The following is a 6,582-nucleotide window of genomic DNA, read 5'->3' on the forward strand; positions in this document are numbered from 1 at the left end:
GCGGTCCTCCTCGGAGGGCCGCCACCGCCGTCTTCGTCGCAGCGCCCGTTCTCGTCGCAGCCCCGTTCCCGTCGGGACCGCCGCCGTCCGCGGCACGGCCGTTTCGTCACGATTGGCGGGCCGGCCCGCCACGCAGGGGCGCAGACCGTTGCGGGGTCCTCCTCGTCCCGGCGGGACCGGTGCGGCAGGATGTCCGGCATGACGTCGAGCGATCGTGACGAAACCGCCGGCCCGGTCGGGTCCGGCGCCGCCGCAGGGCCCCACCCGGCAGCCGTCGCCACGGCCGCGCCGCCGGCCAACACCGTGGTCGTCCCGGCCGACGAGGACCCGGTGGCGGCGGCCGGCAGCGAGGTGATCGGCGGGCCCCCGGGCCGCCGGGCGCTGCTCGGAGTCTCCTGGTGGATCCCGGCGCGCTTCCTGGCGCTCGCGGTGATCGTGGTGTCGGTGCTCGGCATGGTGCAGAAGCTGCCCTGCTACGAGCAGGCCTGGTTCCAGCCGGGCTCGCCGCAGTACATCCACGCCTGCTACAGCGACATCCCGCACCTGTTCTCCGGGCGCGGCTTCGCGGCCGGGCTGCACCCGTACGTGGACCGCATCCCGGGCTCCTCGGGGGACCTCCAGTACCTGGAGTACCCGGTGCTCACCGGCCTGTTCATGCAGGTCGCGGCCTGGCTGACGCCCGGCGGCGGGGACCAGCAGAGCCAGGAGCAGTGGTTCTGGGCGATCAACGCCGGGATGCTGATGGCCTGCGCGGTGGTCGCCGTCGTGGCGCTCTCGCGCACCCACCGGCGCCGCCCGTGGGACGCGCTGCTGTTCGCGCTCGCCCCCGTCCTGCTGCTCAACGGCACCGTCAACTGGGACCTGCTCGCGGTCGCCCTGGCCGCCGTGGCGATGGCCTGGTGGGCCGGCGCCCGGCCGGGCTGGGCCGGCGTCTTCATCGGCCTGGCCACCGCGGCCAAGCTCTATCCGCTGCTGCTGCTCGGCCCGCTGCTGGTGCTCTGCTGGCGGGCCGGCAAGTGGCGCGAGTTCCGGCTGGTGCTGGGCGGTGCGCTCGGCTCGTGGCTGGTGGTCAACCTGCCGATCATGCTGGCCAACTGGCGGGGCTGGTCGACGTTCTACGTGTTCAGCAAGCACCGTGGCGAGGACTACGGCTCGTTCTGGCTGATCCTGATGCAGCGCCGCGGCGCCGGGCTGGCCGACCTCGACGTCTACATCGGCGTGCTGATGGTGCTGGGCTGCCTGGCCATAGCGTGGCTCGGCTTCTCGGCCCCGCGCCGGCCGCGCCTCGCCCAGCTGGCCTTCCTGGTGGTCGCGCTGTTCGTGCTGGTCAACAAGGTGTACTCGCCGCAGTACGCGCTCTGGCTGCTGCCGCTCGCGGTGCTGGCCCGGCCGCGCTGGCGGGACTTCCTGGTCTGGCAGGCCTGCGAGGTGCTCTACACCCTGGGCATCTGGTCCCACCTGGGCCTGGTCACCGGCTCCAAGCAGCACGGGATCGGCGAGGGCTGGTACCACTTCGCGATCGGGCTGCACCTGCTGGGCACGCTCTACCTGGTCGCCCTGGTGGTCCGCGACGTCCTCCACCCGGACCGCGACCCGGTCCGTTGGGACGGCAGCGACGACCCCTCCGGCGGGGTCCTGGACCGCGCCCCGGACGTGTTCGTGCTGGGCACCGCCCGCCGGCTGCGCGAGGAGGAGAGCTACGCCGGATACGCGCCGGCCGGCCCCGAGCAGTGGCTCACCGAGCCCGGACTGCCGGAGCCGGCCGAGAAGTCCTAGCGGCTCAGCGGTCCACCACGCGGTCGAAGTGCGTGGTGGTGTGCCGGACCTGGAGACCGAGTTCCTCGCCGATCGCCGGGGGCGTGGTCTCCCCGTCCAGGAACAGCAGCGAGACCTGCATGTGCGGCGGCTCGGCGAACCACAGCTGCTTGCCGGCCCAGTGGAACGGCGACTTGGTCTTGTTGACCGTCGCCAGGCCGGCCCGGGCGATGCCCTTGGCCCGCGCCCCCATGCTCTGGAGGTACTTGGGTGCCTCCAGGCCGATGCCGTGCGCGGTTCCGCCGGCGACCACCAGGATGTGGCCGTCGGTGGGCGCCGGGTGCTGGCGGTAGCCGTAGCGGTCGCCCTTCTTCACCGGGGTGACGTCCAGGACGGTGGCCCGGACCTCCAGCGCGGCGTGGTCGCCCAGCCAGAGCCGGGTGCCGATCCGGGCGCGGAAGACCGTCTGCGGGTAGCGCTGGGCCAGCTGGTCCATGCCGGAGGCGCCGAGGTGGCTGACGAACACGGTGTGCATCGGGATGCCGGCCGCCAGGGCGGTGTCCACCCAGTACGCGACCTCCTCGACCGGGCTGGAGCCGTCCGGCCGGTCCATCGGCAGGTGCAGTGCCAGGCCCTCGAAGGCGACGCCCTCCAGGTCGGCGGCGAGGGTGCGCAGGTCGGCCGCGCTCACGCCGTGCCGGCGCATGGTGGTCATGCACTCCAGCACCACCCGGGTGCCGTGCAGCGCGCGCAGCGCGTCCACGCTGGCCACCGTCCGGATCACCCGGGCGTGCGGCAGCGGGAGCACCTCCTCGCCGACCCGGTACGGGGTGAGCACCAGCAGCTCGCCGCCGTACCACTCGGCGGCGTCGGCCGCCTCGTACGCGGTACCGACGGCGAGCACCCCGGTGCCCAGCAGCGTCGCCTCCTCGGCCAGCCGGTGGTTGCCCAGGCCGTAGCCGTTCCCCTTGGCGACCGGCACCAGGCCGGGGAACTCGGCGAGGACGGAGCGCTGGTGGGTGCGCCAGCGTTCGGTGTCGAGGTAGAGCGACAGCGTCATCGGGTCAGCCTCCTCAGCGGCGGGACATGTAGAGGTCGAGGGCCTTGTGCAGCAGCTTGTTGAGCGGGAAGTCCCACTCGCCGAGGTACTCGGCCGCCTGGCCGCCGGTGCCGACCTTGAACTGGATCAGGCCGAACAGGTGGTCGTCCTCGTCCAGGGTGTCACTGATGCCGCGCAGGTCGTACACGCCGCCGCCGAGGGCGTAGGAGTCGCGCATCATCCGCCACTGGATGGCGTTGGACGGCTTGACCTCGCGCTTGTGGTTGGCCGAGGCGCCGTAGGAGTACCAGACGTGCTCGCCGACCACCAGCATCGTGGTGGCGGCCAGCGGCTCGCCCTCGTGGTAGGCGATGTAGAGCCGCATGCGGTTCGGGTCCTCGGCGACGAGGGCCTTCCACATCCGCTGGAAGTAGGACAGCGGGCGCGGGGTGAACTTGTCGCGCTCGGCGGTGACCAGGTAGAGCTGGTGGAAGATCGGCAGGTCGTCGTAGCCGCCCTGGACCACCTCGACGCCGCTCTTCTCGGCCTTCTTGATGTTGCGGCGCCAGAGCTGGTTGAAGCCCTTCTGGATGTCGTCCAGCGAGCGGTTGGCCAGCGGAACCTGGAAGACGTAGCGCGGCTGGACGTCACCGAAACCGGCGCCGCCGTCCTCGCCCTGGAGCCAGCCGGCCTTGCGCAGACGGTCGGCCACCTCGAAGGCGCGGGCCTCGTACCAGTCGGCCTCGACGTCGCGCAGCCGCTTGGCCTGCTTGGCGGCGATGGCCTCCTTGATGGTGGGGGCGTTCCAGCGGCGGATGACCACCGGCGGGCCCATCTTCACCGAGAACGCGCCCTGCGACTTGAGGTGCGCCAGCATCGGGGAGAGCCAGCGGTCGAGGTCGCGGTCGAACCAGTCGATGACCGGGCCCTCGGGCAGGTAGGCGAGGTAGCGCTTGAGCTTCGGGAGCTGGCGGTAGAGGACCAGGCCGGCGCCGACGAGCTGGTTGGCCTCGTCGAACCAGCCGATCGACTCGGACCGCCACTCGGCCTTCACGTCACCCCACGACGGCACCTGCATGTGGCTGGCCGAGGCGCGGCTCCTGATGAAGGCGAGGTGCTCCTCGCGGGTGATCGTCCTCAGGCGCAGGCTCATTGCTCGGTGCTCCTCGTCGGTCGGGCTGCGGTGGCCCCAGGTTCTCGGGCTGACCTTATCGTCCGGGGCCCGGGCGCCCGCCGCGGCGGGCACGACGGCGCCCCCGTCGGGTACCTGTCTCCTCTGCAGATACGCGACGGGGGCGACGAGGGTTCCGGGCGGGCCCTGTGGGCTCGGTCCCAGCGGGTCGGGCGCGGGGCGGCTCAGCCCCAGAGACCGCCGCGGGCGATGCCGAGGTAGAAGCCGAGCGCGGAGGCGCCGAGCGTGATCATCAGGACGAAGCGCTCGGCGGTGGTGACCGAGACGAACATGCCCCACAGGCCCGTGATGATGCCGAACAGGCCGGTCCACGAGGTCAGCAGGTGCAGGTTGTGGAAGAACGAGGTGGTGAAGGCGATCACGCCGAGGAGAGCGGTGATGCCCACCAGGGTGTTCTCGCGGGGGTGCGGGTGGCCGTCGGTGTTCAGCGTGAGCGCGGGCATGCGGTGGACGGATTGGGCCATGGGTCCCACCTCCTGGCGGGGAGACGAACGGGCAGGAATCCCGTTCCGTCCAGATTGCGGGGGTTGGGCCGCTCTCACAACCCCTATGCGTTTTGTTCGGCTGTCCGGGTGCAGGTAGGCTGTGCCGTCTGCACTGGTGTAGTTGTGCCCCCTTGCGCCCTCTTCGGGGTGACACCCTCTTTCGGGTGGAGCGGGGCCGACTGTCCGACCCTCCCGTTACGGTGGGCCGGAGTCGTCACTGCTCCGGTGCCGACGCTACGCACAACCCTCCTGCCACGGAGAGACCGTGGCCGCTGAGTCCAAAGGAGGTGGGTTACTCATGCGTCACTACGAGCTGATGGTCATCCTCGACCCCTCGGTCGAGGAGCGCGCTGTCTCCCCCCTGATCGAGAGCTTCCTCGCTGTCGTCCGCAACGCCGGCGGCAAGGTGGAGAAGGTCGACACCTGGGGTCGCCGCCGTCTGGCTTACGAGATCAACAAGCAGTCCGAGGGCATCTACTCGGTCATCGACCTCAAGGCCACGCCTGAGGTCGTCAAGGAGCTCGACCGCCAGCTGGGCCTGAGCGAGTCGGTTCTGCGGACCAAGGTCCTGCGCCCGGACACCCACTGAGCCACCTCTGAGGCCTTCGGGTCTCGGGTAGCTCGCGTCCGCTGTTTCACGTGAAACAGCGGTGAACGGACATCTTCCCGAGAGGTCATCACCACCATGGCAGGCGAGACCGTCATCACCCTCGTCGGCAATCTCGTCGACGACCCCGAGCTGCGCTTCACCCCGTCGGGTGCGGCGGTCGCGAAGTTCCGCATCGCGTCCACCCCCCGCACCTTCGACCGTCAGACGAACGAGTGGAAGGACGGCGAGAGCCTCTTCCTCACGTGCAACGTCTGGCGTCAGCCGGCGGAGAACGTGGCCGAGTCGCTGCAGCGCGGCATGCGCGTCATCGTGCAGGGCCGACTGCGCCAGCGGTCTTACGAGACCAAGGAAGGCGAGAAGCGGACGGTCTTCGAGGTCGAGGTCGACGAGGTCGGCCCGAGCCTGCGCTCGGCGACCGCCAAGGTCACCCGGGCCAACCGGTCCGGCGGCCCCGGTGGTGGCTTCGGCGGCCAGCAGGGTGGCGGCCAGGGCGGTGGCGGCTGGGGCGGCGGCGGTGGCGGCCAGCAGGGTGGCGGCGGCTGGGGTGGAAACTCCGGCGGCGGCCAGTCCGGCCCCTCCGACGACCCCTGGGCCTCCAGTGCCCCGTCCGGTGGCAACCAGGGCGGCGGCTGGGGTGCCCCGTCCGGTGGTGGCGGCTACTCGGAAGAGCCCCCGTTCTAAGAGCTGACAGATTTCGTGCGGCCCGGCCGCCGGCGTCCCCGGACGCCCGCCGGGCCGTGAACCCCAAATGGAGCACACAATGGCGAAGCCGCCTGCTCGCAAGCCGAAGAAGAAGGTTTGCGTCTTCTGCAAGGACAAGGTCAACTACGTTGACTACAAGGACACGAACCTGCTGCGGAAGTACATCTCCGACCGCGGCAAGATCCGTGCCCGTCGGGTGACCGGCAACTGCACCCAGCACCAGCGTGACGTCGCCACGGCCGTGAAGAACAGCCGTGAGATGGCGCTGCTGCCCTACACCAGCACCGCGCGCTAAGAGAGGGTGACCGAGTAATGAAGATCATCCTCACGCACGAGGTGCCGGGTCTCGGCTCCGCCGGCGAGGTCGTCGAGGTCAAGGACGGCTACGCCCGCAACTACCTGGTCCCGCGTGGCTACGCCATCCGCTGGACCAAGGGTGGTCAGAAGGACGTCGACGCCATCCGTCGCGCCCGGAAGATCCACGAGATCCAGACCCTTGAGGCCGCCAACGAGGTCAAGGGCCAGCTCGAGGGCGTCCAGGTCAAGCTGGCCGTCCGCTCGGGCGAGGCCGGCCGCCTGTTCGGCTCGGTGACCCAGTCCGACGTCGTCGAGGCCATCAAGGCCGCCGGCGGCCCGGCCGTGGACAAGCGCGCCGTCGCGATCGCTTCGCCGATCAAGACCGTGGGCTCCCACAAGGTCTCGGTCAAGCTGCACTCGGACGTCGTGGCCAACCTCGACGTCGCCGTCGTGGCTGCCTGAGCTCCGTAGCGAAGGCCCGAGGGCCGGACTCCTCCGGGAG

The 6,582-nt window shown here is 70.8% G+C and carries 8 protein-coding genes; 5 read left to right on the forward strand and 3 right to left on the reverse strand.

Going from position 1 to position 6,582, the window contains the following annotated elements; all coding sequences use genetic code 11:
* The first annotated feature begins 198 nt into the window (after positions 1-198).
* A complete protein-coding gene (locus ACFU7Y_RS37345) occupies positions 199-1,776 on the forward strand; it encodes a glycosyltransferase family 87 protein (RefSeq protein WP_224277688.1) in 1,578 nt (525 codons plus the stop codon).
* A 4-nt stretch (positions 1,777-1,780) separates the two neighbouring features.
* Here the strand turns inward: ACFU7Y_RS37345 and ACFU7Y_RS37350 are convergent, their stop codons facing one another.
* The 3 genes from ACFU7Y_RS37350 to ACFU7Y_RS37360 all read right to left on the reverse strand — a co-directional run bounded on the left by ACFU7Y_RS37350 (position 1,781) and on the right by ACFU7Y_RS37360 (position 4,450).
* Positions 1,781-2,815 carry an alanine racemase gene (locus tag ACFU7Y_RS37350; protein ID WP_224277690.1) on the reverse strand — a complete coding sequence of 345 codons (1,035 nt, stop codon included), beginning with the start codon at positions 2,813-2,815 and terminating at the stop codon, positions 1,781-1,783.
* A gap of 13 nt (positions 2,816-2,828) precedes the next feature.
* The gene (locus tag ACFU7Y_RS37355) at positions 2,829-3,947 is read right to left on the reverse strand and encodes a peptidoglycan bridge formation glycyltransferase FemA/FemB family protein (RefSeq protein WP_224277692.1); all 1,119 of its coding nucleotides are present in this window, start codon (positions 3,945-3,947) and stop codon (positions 2,829-2,831) included.
* A 203-nt stretch (positions 3,948-4,150) separates the two neighbouring features.
* Positions 4,151-4,450: a hypothetical protein gene (locus ACFU7Y_RS37360; protein WP_224277694.1), complete on the reverse strand. Its 300-nt coding sequence runs from the start codon at positions 4,448-4,450 to the stop codon at positions 4,151-4,153.
* Between the two features lie 319 nt (positions 4,451-4,769).
* Between ACFU7Y_RS37360 and rpsF the strand changes: the two genes are divergently transcribed.
* From rpsF to rplI, 4 genes are all read left to right on the forward strand, one after another.
* Entirely contained in the window at positions 4,770-5,060 is a 291-nt protein-coding gene (rpsF, locus tag ACFU7Y_RS37365; RefSeq protein ID WP_188298654.1) for a 30S ribosomal protein S6, read from the forward strand.
* Between the two features lie 96 nt (positions 5,061-5,156).
* Complete coding sequence (locus tag ACFU7Y_RS37370) at positions 5,157-5,762, forward strand: single-stranded DNA-binding protein (RefSeq protein WP_224277696.1); 606 nt, start codon at positions 5,157-5,159, stop codon at positions 5,760-5,762.
* A 79-nt stretch (positions 5,763-5,841) separates the two neighbouring features.
* Complete coding sequence (rpsR, locus tag ACFU7Y_RS37375) at positions 5,842-6,078, forward strand: 30S ribosomal protein S18 (protein ID WP_030059640.1); 237 nt, start codon at positions 5,842-5,844, stop codon at positions 6,076-6,078.
* 17 nt (positions 6,079-6,095) lie between these two features.
* Positions 6,096-6,542 carry a 50S ribosomal protein L9 gene (rplI, locus tag ACFU7Y_RS37380; RefSeq protein ID WP_224277698.1) on the forward strand — a complete coding sequence of 149 codons (447 nt, stop codon included), beginning with the start codon at positions 6,096-6,098 and terminating at the stop codon, positions 6,540-6,542.
* The last annotated feature ends 40 nt before the right edge of the window (positions 6,543-6,582 follow it).

The organism is Kitasatospora sp. NPDC057542, assembly GCF_042801945.1.
Taxonomy (GTDB): domain Bacteria; phylum Actinomycetota; class Actinomycetes; order Streptomycetales; family Streptomycetaceae; genus Kitasatospora.